The organism is Carboxylicivirga linearis (assembly GCF_018271995.1).
Taxonomy (GTDB): domain Bacteria; phylum Bacteroidota; class Bacteroidia; order Bacteroidales; family Marinilabiliaceae; genus Carboxylicivirga; species Carboxylicivirga linearis.
Genome location: NZ_JAGUCO010000012.1, coordinates 67,764 through 82,329, shown reverse-complemented (window position 1 = coordinate 82,329; position 14,566 = coordinate 67,764). Strand labels below are relative to the sequence as shown.

Here is a 14,566-nt window from a genome sequence, read left to right as displayed (position 1 = left end):
TTAACAGCTGTCCTAATTTCCGTTCAAGAGCCATCTGCTTTAATTCTAACTAGTTCAATACCCAAATTCAAAATCTATGAAATATATCCTTACACTGATCTGTATAGCTTCATTTTCCTTAATTGGAAAAAGTCAATCCCAAAAATTTGATGAAATATTATACGGAGTCGCTTATTATCATGAGTATATGCCCCAAGAACGGTTAGATGAGGACATCCGCATGATGAAAGAATCCGGAATCAATCTGGTTAGATTGGGTGAATCTACCTGGAGCCTTTTTGAACCGCGGGAAGGTGAGTTTGAATTTGCCTGGATGGATCGTATCATTGATAAAATGCACCAAGCTGGAATTAAAGTCATACTAGGTACTCCAACCTATTCTATTCCTGCATGGCTATGGCATAAACACCCCGAAGTATTGCTGGAATATCAAAAAGGAGGCAAGGCTTATTATGGTATGAGACAAAATATGGACCTGACCAATCCAACCTACCTTTTTTATTCAGAGCGTATTATACGCAAACTGATGGAGCATTATGTACAGCATCCTGCAATAATCGGATTTCAGGTAGATAATGAAACCACCGACAGAGGAGTTAATAATTATGACTTTCAGGTTGGTTTCATAAATCATCTGAAAAAGAAATTCAAAACAACGGAAAATCTCAATAAAACCTGGGGTTTAAATTATTGGGGCATGAATATCGACGGATGGGAAGAGTTACCCCCACGTGATGGAATTTCAAATACAGGTTATAAGTTGGAGTGGGATCGTTATAAACGAAAAGAGGTAGCTGACTTTCTTAAATGGCAATCGGCAATTGTTCGCGAATATAAAAGAGAGGATCAATTTGTCACACATTGTTTCATGACAGCTTTTGAAGAGGTTGATCAGGCTACAAGCTCCGAATTGATGGATGTGATGGGTGTGAATGTATACCACGATCAACAAGATCACCTGACTGGCCGAGAGATTGCTTTAGCAGGCGATTATTTTCGTTCGGTTAAACATCAAAACTACCTGGTGATGGAAACCAATGCCCAAACAATGGGCTGGAATTCACGCATCCAGCGCCCACCATACCCGGGACAATTGAGGCAAAATGTATACGCTCATTTAGGTTCCGGCGCTAATATGGTGGAATATTGGCACTGGCATTCTATTCATTACGGCCAGGAAACTTACTGGAAAGGTATTTTATCACACGATTTAAAACCGAACAGGGCCTATCGTGAGATGTCAAAAACAGCCCATGAACTCAAGAAAATTGGAAAGAAACTGGTTAATCTGAAGAAAGAAAATAAAGTGGCTATTCTGTTTAGCCATGATTCTAACTCGGGTCTTAATTTTATGCCTTTTAATAAAGGAGGCAACGGCTGGGGACCAGATCATAATAACTATTACAATTGGGGTTTAACATGGCAATTTCACAATGTTTTATACCGAAATAATGTAGGCGTCGATTTTGTCTTTCCTGACACACTTGATTACGATGAATACAAACTACTTATCATTCCTTCTCTTTACATAGCCAGTGATGAATTACTAGAGAAAATAAATAATTACATTAAAAATGGCGGACATGTGATTTTACAGTTTAAGAGTGGTTTCTGTGATGACAATTCGATGGTTCGTCCGGTTTTGGCACCAGGGCCACTGCGAGAGGCCTGTGGATTTTACTACCAGGAATTTTCGAATATCGGGGAGATGAAATTAAAAGGAGACCCATTTGCTGTCGGTGAAGGGAATAATATAGTACATACCTGGGCCGAATATATTATTCCTGAAACAGCCAAACCCTTAGCATACTATGACTACAGGTATTTTGATGAGTATCCTGCCATCACATCCAATGACTATGGCAAAGGAAAATTGATATACGAAGGTTGTATGGTATCTGATGCTATTCAGGAAAAGATACTTATGAGTGAAATAGAAGAACTTGGACTTACTTCACCCGATCAGGAACTTCACTGGCCATTAATAACTAAATCAGGTATTAATACTGATGGCAAAACCATTCACTATTATTATAACTATTCATCTGGCACTAAAGAATTCAATTTCCCTTATGAGAAAGGCATTGAACTGCTGACAAATACAAAAATAAAGAAACAACAAACTCTTCAAATAAATCCCTGGGGAGTAATAATAATTGAAGAAGATTAAATCCACTAAATCCAATTCTATGAAAAAAAATCTATTAAAGTGTATGTGGGTATTATTTATAACAATAATACCTCTGACTACAAATGCTCAGAGTGCTGTTAATATTGCACCTAACGCTTCATCTGTTGAGGCATCCTACACCGCAGCATGGAATAACCTATTTGCTGTCAATAATCAAACGGTTGGTTATGGTCTGGCAGGAGGAGGTACGCCTGTACTCGGGAATGAAGAGACTTGGGGCAGTTGGAGTGAAAATCGTCCGGTATCTCAGTCATTAACTTATGAATGGTCTAACAAATACGACATTAATAAGGTATCTATTTACTTTTGGTGCGACAATGCCAGTTCGTCCGCTGGTAATGGAGTAGCTCTTCCTTCAAGCTGGAAAATTCAGTATTGGGACGATTCAACGTCAAGTTGGGTAGATGTTACTCTTCTGGATGGTCAATTCTACCCACTCAACATTGATGCTCCCAACACAGTAGAATTTAATAATATTTCTACAACCAAGTTGCAGGTGGTAATGGATGCTTCCACCGATGGAGCAACTTATGCAGCATTAGGAGTTACTGAATGGGAAGTTTATTCATTGATTAGTGATCCTATCATTTCATGGAATCGTCCTTATATTATCCTGTCGGACTTGAAGAAACGAATAGACCATTTTACAGTGAAAGGTGTAAATTTGACCGATGATATAACGATTGAATTGGGGAGTGAATTAACCGAAGTTAAGCTATCTACAACAACAATACCTCAAAATGAAGCAGAATCTGCAGATGGATTCGAAGTCGCTATTGAATTAACTTCTATGCCAGCCACTACATCTACCGGTAATATAACTTTAATATGCGGTTCCGTAACAGAAAGTATTAATGTTGCTATTTCTGGCGACTCCGAATGTCTGGTTGAAGCGGAAGCAAATGTAGTTCCTGACCCAAGCTTTTACTCTTTAAACGGATTAGGCATATGGGAGACCAGCCCCAAAGTAGTATCCATTTTAGATGGAGTTGATGTTAAATGTGGGGCAACATGTCTGTTATTCGAAGGTTCAAAATCAGGCATTGAAGTGCAGAACAGATTCTTTGCCAAAGGAGAGTATAAAATTACCGGATGGATTAAAACCAACGGCACTTTTGAAACAGGAGTATATGATTCAGGTAGTAATTTAAGCAGTTCTGAAACATCAAAAGCAGAATTAACCGGTGGCAATTCAATTAACTTTTTAATTCCTAATACAAACGGAGCTTGGCAGTATTTTGAGTATAGTTTTAATGTTGGTAGTTCGGCAAGCGGCGTATGTTGGATCAATAACGACAGAAGCAAAACGGCAACTGAAGTTTATCTGGATAATTGGCAAGTATATGATGTAGCTATGCAATCTTCAGAAACTACTGGAAATAAAGATTATCCTATACAACCTATCACCTTTAACAAAGTAAAGCTTTCAGATCAATTTTGGGCTCCCCGCATTCAGCAAAACCAGGATGTGACCATTCCTATTGCGCTGGATCAATGCTACAGTACCGGAAGGGTAGATAACTTTTTAAAAGCAGCCGGCTTGATGGATGGCTATTTTAACACCGAATACACTTTTGATGATACTGATATATATAAAATTTTAGAAGGAATGTCCTATTCTGTTCAAATGTTTCCTAATGAGGAACTAGAAGCTGAAATGGATAAATTAATTGAATACATTGGTCTTGCGCAGGAAGAGGACGGATACTTATACACAGCCAGAACTGCAGGTGAACCTGGGAATTTTCATTCATGGGTAGGGGTTAATCGCTGGGAAAAAACACCCGACCTGAGTCATGAATTATATAATTGCGGGCATTTATATGAAGCAGCTGTAGCTCATTACCAGGCAACAGGTAAAACAAACCTTCTGGACATTGCAATAAAAAGTGCTGATCTATTGGTAGATGTCTACCTAAAAGAAGGTTTAACCTATGAACCGGGACATCAAATTGTTGAAATGGGATTAGTTAAAATGTCCAGAGTTACCGGTAATCAGGATTACATAAATTTAGCAAAATATTTCCTTGACTTAAGAGGTAATCAAGGGGTGATGCGCAAAGAATACAGTCAGTCGCACAAGCCAGTGGTATATCAGGATGAAGCTGTCGGTCATTCAGTTCGCGCAGTTTACATGTATTCGGGTATGGCTGATGTTGCAGCTTTAACCGGGAATGAAGCTTATATGCATGCAATAGATACCATCTGGCACAATGTAGTAGATAAAAAATATTACATCAATGGAGGTATTGGGGCCAGGCATGATGGTGAAGCTTTTGGTGTAAACTACGAATTGCCCAACCATACAGCATATTGTGAAACTTGTGCTTCTATTGGTAACGTTTATTGGAACCATCGCATGTTCTTACAGCAAGGTGATTCAAAGTATTACGATATTATCGAACGAACTCTATACAATGGTGTAATATCGGGAATTAGTCTGTCTGGAGACCATTTCTTTTATCCTAATCCTTTGGCGTCCGATGGTAAATATCTATTTAATCATGGTTCTAATACTCGCCAAGAATGGTTTGGTTGTGCCTGTTGTCCAAGTAATTTATGTCGATTTATTCCATCCATGCCAGGGTATATCTATGCTCAAAAAAGCGATAGCGTTTATATAAACCTTTTTGTTGAAGGAGAGACAAAATTGGGTATTGGAACAGACTCTGTAAATATTTCACAAACTACCAATTACCCATGGGATGGTGATATAGAAATAAACATTGATCCGGAATCTACTCAAAATTTTAATGTATTGATACGTATTCCGGGTTGGGCTAAAGGACAACCGGTTCCCGGAGATTTATACTCTTATCTGGAAACGACATTTGATGACGTAATAATCAAGCTCAATGGACAGGAGCTTTCTACTTATCAAACAGACAAAGGTTATATTGTTTTATCAAGGGATTGGAACCCCAGAGATGTAATAACTGTCAATCTGCCAATGGATATTCATCGAACCATTTCTAATGATATGGTTACTGAAAATGATGGAAAAGTAGCACTGGAACGCGGTCCCCTATTATACTGTATGGAATGGCCTGATAACAACTCAGTTTTTAGTTCGGTAATTGAAGATGAAGCTACTATTACAACTGTAAACGAACCTGATCTTCTTAATGGTGTATTATGCTTAAATATTGAAGGTAAAGTTGCCAGAGAAACAACTTCAAGTGACGTAATATTAAATGATGAAACGCTCAAAGCCATTCCTTATTATTCATGGGATAACCGAGGCATTGGTGAAATGGCCGTTTGGATTCCACGCACCAAAGATTCTGCAACTCCATTACCTGCTGCGATATCTGAAAACGATACCATTACATATTACTTAACTCAAGAGCCATTTGTTGGAGGAACAAGTACTGTCTATCCATATGATATTATAAAAGCTGATCTGCAACGTGTATTATCATTCTTTGGAATCAGTCAGGCAGACTTAACTTCACTTTTTGACAATTCGATCCAGTATTCAGCCATTAATAGAAATGGTACCATCGATATAAATTCAACTGCAGGACACCCTGGACATTGGTTTGATAACAATGGTAACGTAACAACATGGAGTAATAACTCTTACATCTTTTCTGAGCTTAAACTAAATAATTTTGAATTCTATGTTGGTCAGTATCCTGATGCATGCCATGATAGTGAAAGCTATAAAGTAATGCAGGCTTTAACCTATTCTCCGGAAGATGGAGATAAAAAGAGAGTAGTATTTGTTTTCAATGTATCAGTATCATCTGAAGCAACTGCTATACCAGGCGCATATAATTCTATAATAAACACTTACACAATCAATAATCATTTGTTTATTGAACATTTACCTAAAAATTCAACTATCAGTATATACGATATACAAGGCAGATTGCTTGTGAGCAAAGATCTGCAACAAGAGAATTTTGAAATTGAATTAAATCCTGGAATTAAAATTGTTAAAATTAATAATGAAGTAATTCGTAAAGTTATTATAAGATAAAAAATAAGTATTAGATCACTGAAGCCACTTGCCTGGCAGTATACCACCAATAGCTTCTCAGTTATTGGTGGTTTTATTATTGGGAAGCACAAAAAAAGCAGCTACACCTTATCGATGTAACTGCTTCTTACAGAGGGTGGGCCCACCTGGGCTTGAACCAGGGACCCCCTGATTATGAGCTGTCCAAAATACAATTTATATTAAATTGGTTTGATTTGATATATACTGTGTATGTGTATTTTACATTATCTTTGTATTCAAATGATTTCAAATGAAATCAAACAAGTAAGTGCAAATTAAGTGCAAATTTTTGAGCCTTATGAATACAAGTATTGTCATCACATTGGATACACGGAGAGAGAAAAAAGATGGTACTTACCCAATTATTTTTCGGCTTTGCCACAATCAAAAAACTATTCCCATATCAACAGGCTATAGTGTTCCAAAAAAGTACTGGGATGAAAATAACAGACGTATAAAATCCAGTTACAAGGGCATTTCAAATGTTATGCGTGTAAACAATTTCCTTGAGAAGGAAAAAGCAAATTATATAGATAAGATAACCGTATTAAAAGATAAGAAAGAACTTGCTTATCTATCAATACAGGAGATAAAGAACAAGCTTTCTCCCAAAAAGAATTATGAAACATTTTTCTGTTATTCAGAACACCTAATTGAATCATTAATAGAGCAAAACAGAATTGGAACAGCTCGTAGTTATAAGACAGCTGTTAATTCTGTAAAGAAATTTCGTAACCAAAAAGACTTTACTTTTAATGAACTCAACTATAGATTTCTGCAAAACTACGAAGCATATTTTCTAAAGAATGGATATAGTCTAAATGGCTTTGCTTCATTTATGCGAACAGTACGTGCCATTTACAATAAGGCAATCAAAGATGGTGTTGCTGAAAAAGATGGATATCCATTTGATAGATTTACAATTAGAACAGAACCTACAAAGAAAAGAGCAATAAGCTTAGAATCAATTCAAAAAATAGCTAACCTTAAATATAAACCTAGCTCTGCACTTTTTAAGTCTCGCAATTATTTTATGTTGAGTTTTTATTTAATGGGGGCTTCATTTACCGACCTTGCACACCTTCAACTAAAAAATATAGTTGATGGCAGAGTTCAATATAAAAGACAAAAAACAGGAAAGCATTACGATATTAAAATATCCCCGCAACTTCAACCTATTTTAGATTATTACACACAAGGAAAGACAAAAGAAGATTACATCTTGCCAGTCATTCGAAGCAAAGACTCAAAAGAGCAATATAAGCACATAGTTAGAGCCAGGAAAAAATACAATAAACGTCTACGTTTAATTGCTGAAGATGCTGAAATTGACACCCAGTTAACATCATATGTAGCACGTCACACTTTTGCTTCTCTCGCTAATAACTTAGCAATTCCCGTGACTGCTATAAGTCAAATGTTAGGGCATCAAAAGTTAAGTACAACTCAAATTTACTTAGCAAGCTTAAACAAAAAAGTTATAGATAATTACAATGACAAGGTTATCTCTATGATATGATTTTCAATCATTAACTTCAGAAGCTACCTATTTAGAAATTTCAAAGTCATTTATGTAAAATTTATTTTCCATTTCACACTAGCCAACCTCTTTTTAATCAGTTTTAAAGTCTCTAATACATCACTTTCTTTTGACAAATCACCATACACCAATTTTTTAAAGTCACCGTTATAAGCAGTTCTCAACTCTTCCCATGATTCTTCCAACTTATCAAATACTAGGGCATCTTTTGGATGATTAACAAGCCATGCATTATTATTCTTAAAACTTGCCACATCATCATTCGCAACTTTTAGAAGCATTTCATCAAACTCAGGAGAGTTCAAGAAATCAAAGAATTCTTTTTCCTTTAGTAGTTGGTGCAAATCATATGTGTGCCTGATTTTATTCTTCAAGTCAGTAATCGGGTTCTCCCCATAAGAAAACCTGACAAGGCTCATTATCTTCTCACAAATCGTTCGTTTCGGATCTAACACCCTCACCTCAAAAGGCATTAAACCATTCTCTTGTGCAATTATTTCCTGACCAGTACTCAGCATCATCTCTCCAACCATAGAACAAATCTGTTTACTTGTGTATGGCTCCGAATTTCCAAGCCAAGTGGCCTCAATAACAATTGTATCCCTGATTTGACCAAACTCCCCCTTAAACTCTTTACTATAAGCATGAGCCGTTTTTCGGTTCATTCCCATTTTATGAGTTAACCCTTCCACATCTACTTCTGGAAGAACTTTACTGACAACCCTACCCATCTTTTTAATTTTATTGGAAAGCTGATTGCCAGTTTCATCACCTTTCTTGAGTACGACTAAATCAATATCTTCAGAAAACCGCTCTATCGCATTAAAGCATTTTGACAGTGCTGTTCCTCCTTTGAATACGGTATCTTTACCAATATCATCTTTGAATATTAGATTTAGGGCATATGTAACCCAGTAGTCTTTTTCAACATAAATAGGCAATATCCCATTTTTTTGAGCTGTAAACTCAATTGCTTGCCTGAATAGTTTTTTATTCTCATGTAACTTCATACGATGTTCCATTTATCAACACCTGGAAGAATGCTTTCTAAACTACCAAGTTTGTATTTTGTAATCGGGTTGAGCGATTTATAAAGTTGATCAATATTTCCAACCTGAATATTTTCCAATATAGCACCCAGTAAAGCCCTTGTTGATGGAGGATATTTTAAAGCCAGTCTTATAATTGTATTGACATCAGCGTCTGAAAGTTCTTTGATAATTGACTGTATCCGTTTAGCTGAAGCTTCTATCGTTGTATCAGGAATTCTTTTTACATACCTGATTGAATCCAATATCTGAAACAGCGGGATATTATCCTTAGTAATTGTATTCTTCTGCCGAATAAATGAAATCTTATAACTTCCTCTTTTAAAATCTGGACGAATTACATTTTTCCCAATTTGGATAATATTACCTACCTGAGTGGTTAATCCTAACGTATTATAAATACTAAAGCCAGTTAGATAACCAGTTACTTTCCCATTATCTTCTAAAAGATCTTTAACAATCTGTTTTTGTGATGGCTGCAAATTACCAAAGGGAGTTGCTTCTGGTTTATAATACTTGCCTTTTGACAGTTTTTCAATCTTACCAGATGCCACCATTCTATTTAAAGCTTTAATAACAGCTTCCTTTTTATTCACCTCAGTAACAAAATCTGCATAGGTGAATACATATCCATTGGGAAACCTGTCTATCGTATAAGCAATATATTCAGCTGTTTTCATACATACATTTATATTGCAAATATAGATATTTGTCCAGTTTTTTAGTAAATAAACTGGACTTTTTTTGGATCTTAAAGGTATGGTACTTTTCTCTGGCTATAAATAAAAGATCAAGCTTATCAAAGAAACCTGTGTTTTGTGAGATGCTATTTCAGGACTAGACAAATCAAACATAACAAAATGCCCATAGGCCATTGCTTACGGGCATTTTTATTTTAAGTACATCTCCACACTTAATTCTGTTTATTATGGCAATAAATAAAATTGTATCTCTTTCTTGAATCGGGTTGCACAGTGCTTTTTACAAAGAGCAATAACTTCTTTATAAAAGGGTTCATCATTAGTAAGAGGAATAATTCCGGTGATGGCATTTGCCAATTTAAATTCTTTTATCTGCTCAATTATTAGTTCTGAATATTCTGCCTTACAAGCTAACTTAGAAGCAAAATCAGCATTGAACTGAACCTTTTTACTGTGTGTATTCAAATGTCCTTCGGCCAGCTTAATAGCTTTGCCAATCATCAAACCAATATATACTTTTTCAATACCTTCCTGCTCACACAATTCAAGCGTATCGCCCACCAGATTACCAAAATGAATATAAGCCTGCTGAGGTTGCTCGGGAAGCAAAGTCTTCATCTTATTCTCGCTTCGCAAACCTGATGTTAAAACAATACTTGTACAATTAAGTGCCTTAGCCACCTGAATTTGCTTTTTGATGGAAGCTATAAAAGCTTCATTCGAATAGGGTTCAACACGCCCGGTTGTACCCAATATAGAAATGCCCCCAATTACTCCAATTCGGGGATTGAAGGTTTTTTCTGCCAGTTCTTCTCCCCTGGTTACAAACGGTTCGGCAAGCACTCCTCCATCATATTCATACTCACCCTTCAGATAACTTAGAATATTAGTTAGCATCTGTCTGGGTACCGGATTAATGGCCGCTTCACCAACCGGAACAGCCAAACCCGGTAAAGTTACTTCGCCTATTCCTTTACCTCCTTTTATTTTTATTCCAGCTTCTGACTGCAAACTTATTCTACATCCTACTTCTTCACCATGCGTTATATCCGGATCATCTCCGGCATTTTTAATTACAGAACAAACAGCTACAGTTGGTGAAATCTTAGTGCAATAAGTAACAAATTCAACAATCTCTCCTTTGGGTATCTGAATAGTTACTTTCTGTGGTGGCCATTCATCGAACAAGGTTAAAAATGCACCCTTGGCTGCTGCTGTAACGCAGCTTCCTGTAGTATAACCATGTTTTAATTCAGTACCTTCTTTTAATATCGATTTTCGTAATTGATAGATTAAAGATTGAAGTGTTTCTTGAGAATCTACAGTATAAGTATAGCCTTGAAAAGATGGTTTGGAAACCACCCAAACGGGCACACCTAACTCCTTGGCAGCTTCTAGCTTTTCGTTAAAGAAACCAGATTCTCCACTTTCTTTGGTTAATACCAATTCGGCTTTGGTATGTAACATTAGCTTACAAAAACTTGCCACATCTTTTTCTGGCGATCCCTGAATCACTTTATCTTGATCGATACCACTCCTCAATGCAATATCTAATGACAATTGCGTTGGCAAAATGCGAAATACACAATGCTTTTGTTGCCAAACCACTTTTAGCTTGTCGATGGTTTGTGTTCCGGTCAAAGCCAGAATATTATTGAATTGAGATTCGCAAACTACCTTGCTTAGTTCTTCAAAACTATGGAATAATCGAACATTTTTATTTTGACTTAAATCAGTAAAAATTCTTTCGAAACGGATTGTTTCGATACTCATTGATTCAGTAGCCAACAGTATGTTCTGATGCAATTCGGTGGCAAAAGGATGGGCCGCATCAATCACCAATTTTATCTCATAATCAGTACAAAATCGAACGATATCTTCCGAATTCATGGCACCATTAACCTGTTTGCCCATTACCGTATGATTACTGTTGGTTTTGGTTGAATAGATATATGATTCACCAATAGCATCGAGCAACCATGCAGCTTTTTTCCCTTCGGTGTTACCACCGAATATGAGTATTTTAGCTTTTTGTTTCAAAATAAATTTAAGTCAAAAGGATTAAATTCAAAGTCAAAAATTACCTAAAAATTTATTCCTCCCCTTTTCTGAAGGCATGAGTAAACTGTTTGTGATATAGTTTTGATTCTCCACTTCGGTTACCAATGGATTTGCCTACCACAATCATGGTGGTCATCGACAGATTGTTTTCATTCACTGTCTGTGCCAAATTTTCAAGAGTGGTTCTCCATATTTTTTCATCCTTCCAGGTTAATTTATAACAAATGGCCACGGGAGTTTCTGCCGGATAATGAACCATTAGCTCGCTCTGAACTTTTTCTGCAATTGAAGCACTCAGGTAAATACACATGGTACTTTGCGACTGAGCCAATTTATGCAGTTGTTCCTTCTCTGGCATTGGAGTGCGCCCTTCTCCTCTCGTTAAAATTATGCTCTGAATTTCTTCAGGAATGGTAAACTGAGATTTAAGTGCTGCTGCAGCTGCCTGAAACGATGAAATACCCGGCGTTATACGATAATCCATCTTCAACTCATCCATCTTAGCCATTTGCTCCTGAATAGCACCATAGATACAAGGATCGCCAGTGTGCAAACGCACCACCAACAAACCACGATCGTAAAAAGGTTTCATGGTATCAATCTGCGTTTGCAAATCCATACCCGCAGAACTCTTAACCACACAGCCTGGTTTGGCATAATACGTTAGTTCTTTAGGAACCAGACTTCCTGCATACAAAATCAAATCGGCCGATTGCAACAAGCGTTTTCCTCGAACCGAAACAAGCTCCGGATCACCGGGCCCGGCACCCACAATCTCAACCATTCCTTTTCGTTGATTGACAGCATTAATGGCCACCGCACAGGTAAAATATTTGTCTCCAGCCTTTGCTTTCACCTTTTCAAGCCAAAGATTATTTTCGGATAACAACATGGCCGATGCTTCCGCAACACTTGATGACCCGGTTACACTCTCCACCTTTTCGGAAGGATTAGGAATAGTGACAGCATCTAATTGCTGGTCGGAAAAAACTTTTAATGACTGATTTAAACTGTTCGCATAATCATTCAATGCTTTTTCATCAGCTTTTAATTCAATGGTTCCAATATTGGCAATGGATAGTTTTGATATCTTATTCTTTTCCAATAGTCTATCTAACTCTTTTGAAAAAAGTTCTGAATCAATATCTCGCTGGCATCCAACTCCTAAATTTATCATTTGAGGACGATAGAAAATAGTTGGTTTAGTAAACTGATGGACAAAAGGTGTAACCGCAATTATTAAATCAAACTGATCCTCGTTAATATCCTTTTCCTCAGTAAAAACAGTAACAAAATCAGGTATTTCTGTTTCGAGTACCAAGGTTCCTCTATCTCGCGATTGAAGCAGCAAAGCAGTAGGCTTACGATTAACAAAAAGGGAGATAATCTGAGTTAATGGCTGAGTTGTTTCCATCTGCCAATTGTATTGAGATGGCAACATATCTAAAGCCCATAAGCCAGAAGTATCGCTAACAGTTGTAATGACGGGCTGAGCTCCCAAAATATTGCTTATTTGTGAGCATAGCTGATTGGCACCACCCACATGACCCGATACCACCGACTGAACAAAACTTCCATTGGCATCCATATTAATAACAGCAGGATCGGTGTGTTTATCAACCAACAAAGGTGCAATGGTGCGAACGCAAATACCCAAAGCTCCAATATAAATCAAAGCATCAGCCGTTTTCCAAAGCTCATCGATATTTGAACTATTGCGATGAATATTTGCATGAATTCCTTCTTTAACCAAACGTTGGGCTAACTTTTCGCCTTCATTGGAGTGAGTTATGATATGTATATTTTCGTGTTTCATTTAATTCATTTTTTGAGCAACCAAAATACGTATAGGATTATGGTCATCAACGGTTAGCAATGTATTTGTCAGCAGCGTATATGAATGCGAATTCACCCAGTTAATAAACGAATCGGCACTTTTGATACTTACCGAGTTAAATCCAATTATTCCGTTAGTTGCTAAAACGTTATTGGTTTGATCAAGTATTTCATCCATTCGCCCGCCATATCCGCCTAAAAAAGCTACATCCGGAAGAGGTAAATCTGTTTTATCCAATTCTGCAAAATCACCCATTCGTAATGTTATGCCCGGTGCTCTGAACTTTTGGATGTTGGATTGTATAATTTCCTCACACTCCGGACGTTTTTCGAATGACACCACCTCAAGATGAGGATAATTTAATTTAGCATCGATGGATACACTACCCGAACATGCCCCTATATCCCAAAATACCTTCTTGTTATGAAGATTCAAATAAGCCAAAGTAGCCATGCGTATGGGCATCTTTGTTATCATGTTCGGACGACCAGGAAGCGTTGTTAACTGCTTTTCGTCAATTCCTTTTTGAACAGGCTTGCTTTCGGTTTGCTCCAGAAAAAGACAGTTGGGAACTTCAAAAGTTTCGAAAACTACTTCATCAAGATTCCAATTAGTTACTCTCTCCTTTTCGCCTCCCATGCATTCACCCACAAACATTTTGTAATAGCTAATTCCTGCGTCCACCATACGTTGAGCTATTACACCTGGTGTTTTCTTCCTATCGGTTAAAACTGCGAGTTTGGCTTCGTTATGTATTAATGCCTTATCAAACTCTTCCCAAGGCCGACCCGTTAGCGTAACTGTTTTGTATTCGCCATAGTTAATTTTTAATCTATGAGCCAAAACCTGCAGTGAATTAAAAGTTGGGTAAACCTGTACATCTGCCTCAGGAAATTCACGAATAAGCGTGTTTGCCATTCCGAAGAACAAAGGATCGCCTGAAGCAAAAACCACCCAATCATTATGGCTTTCCTTCATCACTGATAATATACCACTCAAAGGCACAGTAATATTATACCATTGAGCGTTAAGTGGTAGGATCTTATTTACCAGATTATAATGACGCACACCTCCACAGAAGCAAATGGTTGAATCCACAATTTTTTGCAGCTCTTCATTCAATTCTAAGGCCTGATCATTTAATCCGATTACAACTATTTTTTGAGGTTTCATAACTTTCA

8 protein-coding genes are annotated in these 14,566 nt (G+C 37.1%); 3 read left to right on the top strand and 5 right to left on the bottom strand.

Features of this window, described 5'->3' with window-relative positions; genetic code table 11:
- Nucleotides 1–76 precede the first annotated feature (76 nt).
- The 3 genes from KEM10_RS14895 to KEM10_RS14885 all read left to right on the top strand — a co-directional run bounded on the left by KEM10_RS14895 (nucleotide 77) and on the right by KEM10_RS14885 (nucleotide 7,716).
- Entirely contained in the window at nucleotides 77–2,170 is a 2,094-nt protein-coding gene (locus KEM10_RS14895; RefSeq protein ID WP_212216822.1) for a beta-galactosidase, read from the top strand.
- A gap of 19 nt (nucleotides 2,171–2,189) precedes the next feature.
- Entirely contained in the window at nucleotides 2,190–6,176 is a 3,987-nt protein-coding gene (locus KEM10_RS14890) for a beta-L-arabinofuranosidase domain-containing protein (protein ID WP_212216821.1), read from the top strand.
- Between the two features lie 319 nt (nucleotides 6,177–6,495).
- Nucleotides 6,496–7,716 (top strand): site-specific integrase, encoded by a 1,221-nt coding sequence (locus KEM10_RS14885; RefSeq protein WP_212216820.1) that lies wholly within the window; start codon nucleotides 6,496–6,498, stop codon nucleotides 7,714–7,716.
- 50 nt (nucleotides 7,717–7,766) lie between these two features.
- On the opposite strand, the gene KEM10_RS14880 is transcribed toward KEM10_RS14885, so the two are convergent.
- The 5 genes from KEM10_RS14880 to cbiE form a co-directional block, all read right to left on the bottom strand.
- Nucleotides 7,767–8,747: a nucleotidyl transferase AbiEii/AbiGii toxin family protein gene (locus KEM10_RS14880; protein WP_244825892.1), complete on the bottom strand. Its 981-nt coding sequence runs from the start codon at nucleotides 8,745–8,747 to the stop codon at nucleotides 7,767–7,769.
- A complete protein-coding gene (locus tag KEM10_RS14875; RefSeq protein WP_212216818.1) occupies nucleotides 8,744–9,466 on the bottom strand; it encodes a DUF6088 family protein in 723 nt (240 codons plus the stop codon). The genes KEM10_RS14880 and KEM10_RS14875 overlap by 4 nt, the downstream gene beginning before the upstream one ends.
- Before the next feature lie 246 nt (nucleotides 9,467–9,712).
- Entirely contained in the window at nucleotides 9,713–11,527 is a 1,815-nt protein-coding gene (cbiD, locus tag KEM10_RS14870) for a cobalt-precorrin-5B (C(1))-methyltransferase CbiD (RefSeq protein WP_212216817.1), read from the bottom strand.
- 52 nt (nucleotides 11,528–11,579) lie between these two features.
- Nucleotides 11,580–13,364 carry a precorrin-4 C(11)-methyltransferase gene (cobM, locus tag KEM10_RS14865; RefSeq protein ID WP_212216816.1) on the bottom strand — a complete coding sequence of 595 codons (1,785 nt, stop codon included), beginning with the start codon at nucleotides 13,362–13,364 and terminating at the stop codon, nucleotides 11,580–11,582.
- A complete protein-coding gene (gene cbiE, locus KEM10_RS14860; protein WP_212216815.1) occupies nucleotides 13,365–14,558 on the bottom strand; it encodes a precorrin-6y C5,15-methyltransferase (decarboxylating) subunit CbiE in 1,194 nt (397 codons plus the stop codon).
- Nucleotides 14,559–14,566: the final 8 nt, after the last annotated feature.

What these genes read in the sequence shown, in the direction of transcription:
- KEM10_RS14895 (WP_212216822.1), top strand. Translation starts at nt 77, where the DNA reads ATGAAATATATCCTTACACTGATCTGTATAGCTTCATTTTCCTTAATT.
- KEM10_RS14890 (WP_212216821.1), top strand. Translation starts at nt 2,190, where the DNA reads ATGAAAAAAAATCTATTAAAGTGTATGTGGGTATTATTTATAACAATA.
- KEM10_RS14885 (WP_212216820.1), top strand. Translation starts at nt 6,496, where the DNA reads ATGAATACAAGTATTGTCATCACATTGGATACACGGAGAGAGAAAAAA.
- KEM10_RS14880 (WP_244825892.1), bottom strand. Translation starts at nt 8,747, where the DNA reads ATGAAGTTACATGAGAATAAAAAACTATTCAGGCAAGCAATTGAGTTT.
- KEM10_RS14875 (WP_212216818.1), bottom strand. Translation starts at nt 9,466, where the DNA reads ATGAAAACAGCTGAATATATTGCTTATACGATAGACAGGTTTCCCAAT.
- cobM (WP_212216816.1), bottom strand. Translation starts at nt 13,364, where the DNA reads ATGAAACACGAAAATATACATATCATAACTCACTCCAATGAAGGCGAA.
- cbiE (WP_212216815.1), bottom strand. Translation starts at nt 14,558, where the DNA reads ATGAAACCTCAAAAAATAGTTGTAATCGGATTAAATGATCAGGCCTTA.